General features: G+C 54.2%; 3 protein-coding genes and 1 pseudogene. 1 reads left to right on the top strand and 3 read right to left on the bottom strand.

Annotated features, from left to right (window positions below; all coding sequences use genetic code 11):
• Positions 1–54: 54 nt before the first annotated feature.
• Both CKK19_RS24210 and tet(A) read right to left on the bottom strand, forming a co-directional pair.
• Positions 55–558, bottom strand: coding sequence for a shikimate dehydrogenase family protein (locus tag CKK19_RS24210; RefSeq protein ID WP_013851371.1), 504 nt, complete (start codon positions 556–558; stop codon positions 55–57).
• A gap of 514 nt (positions 559–1,072) precedes the next feature.
• Entirely contained in the window at positions 1,073–2,272 is a 1,200-nt protein-coding gene (gene tet(A), locus CKK19_RS24215; protein ID WP_031942321.1) for a tetracycline efflux MFS transporter Tet(A), read from the bottom strand.
• Between the two features lie 127 nt (positions 2,273–2,399).
• Between tet(A) and tetR the strand changes: the two genes are divergently transcribed.
• Positions 2,400–3,041, top strand: coding sequence for a tetracycline resistance transcriptional repressor TetR (tetR, locus tag CKK19_RS24220; protein ID WP_013851373.1), 642 nt, complete (start codon positions 2,400–2,402; stop codon positions 3,039–3,041).
• Positions 3,042–3,404: 363 nt separating this feature from the next.
• Here the strand turns inward: tetR and CKK19_RS25460 are convergent.
• Positions 3,405–3,608, bottom strand: a pseudogene (locus CKK19_RS25460) (DDE-type integrase/transposase/recombinase); the annotation flags it as partial.
• Between the last annotated feature and the right edge of the window lie 211 nt (positions 3,609–3,819).

Consider the following 3,819-nt stretch of genomic DNA (forward strand, 5'->3'; position numbering starts at 1 on the left):
GCCTTTGAATGGGTTCATGTACAGCTCCATCAGCAAAAGGGGATGATAAGTTTATCACCACCGACTATTTGCAACAGTGCCAATTAATTCTCCAACCTGTTTGGCGGCCATAGCATAAGCAATAGCTGAGCCAGCACCGCCTGTTCCAGCTAGATAGACTCTTTTACCTGTCACATCGAAGCCTCTTTTCAAAAGGCTCGATACGAAACCTTCACCATCGAGCATATCCCCATGTAGTTGGCCCTGAGCATTCCTCCTGATGACGTTGCATCCTCCGATTGCCATAGCAGATTCACTGGCTGAATCAATTAATGAAAGCGCATGTTGTTTGTGAGGCATCGTTATAATGGCACCACGAAAATTCTGAATACATTTCAGACCATTGACAGCGGTTTGCAGACCTACAGAGTTTATATGGAGAGGGACCATCAAAGTGTCGGGGATTTGTTTTTCAAGGATGGCGGCATTTATCATGAGTGGAGCGCTGACCTGAGCGATCGGGTCACCTATGATCGACAACAGTTGCAATTTACCACTAACAATACTGAGTTCATTCATCACTGATACCCGTATGTAAAATAAATTAACCAGACTATTTTACATAGGATTACATGAAAGACTGGTTTAATGGCAAGTAGAAATGCTGTATCAGCCACCTCAACAGGGGAAGACACATCTACATACAGTGATTGAAGGTTACGCCTTCAAATGCTCATATGTCAATAACGTAATTAGAGAATTTGTAGAAACCTACATGTCAGGCTTATTGCGAGATATAATAGATTTAAATTGTACTTTTAATACCTGATACAACGATAAATCTCCAAAATTTGGTGTAAATAATTATCTCATCTGTATTTTTTAGTGGAACATTCGTATTGTCCTGTCCCCCGTTGACTACACATTCTGAAGTGAGGGATGTCTGTTCTTAGAACGAAGCGGACAAGATGGCTGGGTTAGAGGTCCGCTGTGAGCGAAAAGCAGTCCTAATATTGCTGTACTTGTTGTGATTGAAAGACGGGTAGCCGGAAGTCGCCTTGACCCGCATGGCATAGGCCTATCGTTCCCACGATCAGCGATCGGCTCGTTGCCCTACGCCGCTCCAAAACCCGCGACGCAGCGCCGGCAGGCAGAGCAAGTAGAGGGCGGCACCTGCAATCCATGCCCACCCGTTCCACGTTGTTATAGAGGCCGCATAGATCGCCGTGAAGAGGAGGGGCCCGACGATCGAGGTCAGGCTGGTGAGCGCCGCAAGAGATCCTTGAAGCTGCCCCTGACGTTCCTCATCTACCTGCCTGGACAACACTGCTTGCAGCGCCGGCATTCCGATGCCACCCGAAGCAAGCAGGACCATAATCGGGAACGCCATCCATCCCCTTGTCGCCAAGGCAAGCAGGATGTAGCCTGCGCCGTCGGCAATCATTCCGAGCATGAGTGCCCGCCTTTCGCCGAGCCTGGTGGTTACAGGGCCGGTGATCATTGCCTGGGCGAGTGAATGTAGAATACCAAATGCGGCAAGCGAAATGCCGATCAAGCTCGTGTCCCAATGAAAGCGATCCTCGCCGAAGATGACCCAAAGCGTGGCCGGCGCCTGTCCGACGAGTTGCATGATGAAGAAGACAGCCATCAGGGCGGCGATGACGGTCATGCCCCGGACCCACCGGAACGAAGCGAGCGGGTTGAGAGCCTCCCGGCGTAATGGTCGACGTTCGCCTTTGTGCGACTCCGGCAAAAGGAAAATGCCCATCAGGAAATTGAGGCCATTCAAGGCTGCTGCGGCGAAGAACGGAGCATGGGGGGAGAAACTGCTCATCAGCCCACCGAGCACAGGTCCCGCGACCATCCCGAACCCGAAACAGGCGCTCATGAAGCCGAAGTACCGCGCGCGCTCATCCCCATCTGTGATATCGGCAATATAGGCGCCGGCTACCGCACCAGTCGCCCCGGTGATGCCGGCCACGATGCGCCCGATATAGAGAACCCAAAGGAAAGGCGCCGTCGCCATGATGGCGTAGTCGATAGCGGCGCCGGACAGCGAGACGAGCAAGACCGGCCGCCGGCCGAAACGATCCGATAGCGCACCCAGCACAGGCGCGCAGGCAAATTGCATCAACGCATACAGCGCCAGCAAAATGCCATAGTGGGCGGTGACGTCGTTCGAGTGAACCAGATCTCGCAGGAGGCCCGGCAGCACCGGCATAATCAGGCCGATGCCGACAGCGTCGAGCGCGACAGTGCACAGTATTACGATCAGGGGTCTGTTGGGTTTCACGTCTGGCCTCCGGACCAGCCTCCGCTGGCCTCCGGACCAGCCTCCGCTGGTCCGATAGAACTCACGGATCCTTTATCACTGATAAGTTGGTGGACATATTATGTTTATCAGTGATAAAGTGTCAAGCATGATAAAGTTGCAGCCTAATACAGTTATCCGTGTCGCCCTGGACCTGTTGAATGAGGTCGGCGTAGAGGCTCTGACGACACGCAAACTGGCTAAACGGTTGGGGGTTCAGCAGCCGGCGTTATACTGGCACTTCAGGAACAAACGGGCGCTGCTCGACGCACTGGCCGAAGCCATGCTGGCGGAGAATCATACGCATTCGGTGCCGAGAGTCGACGACGACTGGCGCTCATTTCTGATCGGGAATGCCCGCAGCTTCAGGCAGGCGCTGCTCGCTTATCGCGATGGCGCGCGTATCCATGCTGGCACGAGACCGGGCGCACCGCAGATGGAAGTGGTCGACGCGCAGCTTCGCTTCCTCTGCGAGGCGGGTTTTTCGGCTTGGGACGCCGTCAATGCGCTGATGACAATCAGCTACTTCACTGTTGGGGCCGTGCTTGAGGAGCAGGCCGGCGACAGCGATGCCGGTGAGCGCGGCGGCACCATTGAACAGGCTCCGTTGTTGCGGGCCGTGATAGACACCTTCGACGAAGCCGGTCCGGACGCAGTGTTCGAGCTGGGGCTCGCGGTGATTGTCGATGGATTGGCGAAAAGGAGGCTCGTTGCGAGGAACATTCAAGGGCCGAGAAAGGGTGACGATTGATCAGGACCGCTGTCGGAGCGCAACCCGCTCACTACAGCAGAGCCATATAGACAACATCCCCTCCCCCTTTCCACCGCCTCGTGCGCCTGGCGGGCAAGAGCCAGGGCGGCCGTCTTCACATTCTGCCCTGCGCAGATAAGATAGATTTAGCGTGGACTCAAGGCTCTCGCGAATGGCTCGCGTTGGAGGCTTTCATTGATACTTGTGGGGCACCGCAGGGAAATACCGGCTATGTCGTGCTGCGCATCGCAGCCTGCGCCCTTGACTTGTCTCGCCTCTCGGGACTCACCCCTTGATACTGAACAATATCGCCAGCAGCTTCAGTCCTGTCCCGATAACCACCCCGTGGTATCCACTCCGATTTCAGACTGCGGAACAGTCATTCTGCAAAGCATTATCCCAGCAGTTCCCGCTGCGGCTCATGCTGAGCATCATTCCATATTGAGCGGCCAGAATCCGGTACGGCAGGCTGCAATATTGGGTTCCCTGGTCCGAATGGAAAATTATACCTCCCGGGCAACCTCGGCCCTGCCAAGCCATTGCCAGCGCTTGTTTTTGCAAGCAGGCTGTTTGCTTCTGACGAGAACGCCCAGACCACTAATTTATCTGTATATATTCAAGTTTCATCTTGTTTCCCCATGTAAGTATCCCTGCAAAACGAACCATTCACTTTTAGAGATCCTCCGACATACTAATTATGTCCTCTGAGGAGATCTCCATGCGTAAAGTCCGATTCACCGAGCTGCAGACATTCGGCCGGCACTGTTGCAAATAGTCG

Source organism: Enterobacter sp. CCUG 70166 (assembly GCF_020224095.1).
Lineage (GTDB): Bacteria > Pseudomonadota > Gammaproteobacteria > Enterobacterales > Enterobacteriaceae > Enterobacter > Enterobacter intestinihominis.

Excerpts from the sequence above, each read along its gene's own strand:
- tetR (WP_013851373.1), top strand. The coding sequence starts at position 2,400 with ATGATAAAGTTGCAGCCTAATACAGTTATCCGTGTCGCCCTGGACCTG.
- CKK19_RS24210 (WP_013851371.1), bottom strand. The coding sequence starts at position 558 with ATGAATGAACTCAGTATTGTTAGTGGTAAATTGCAACTGTTGTCGATC.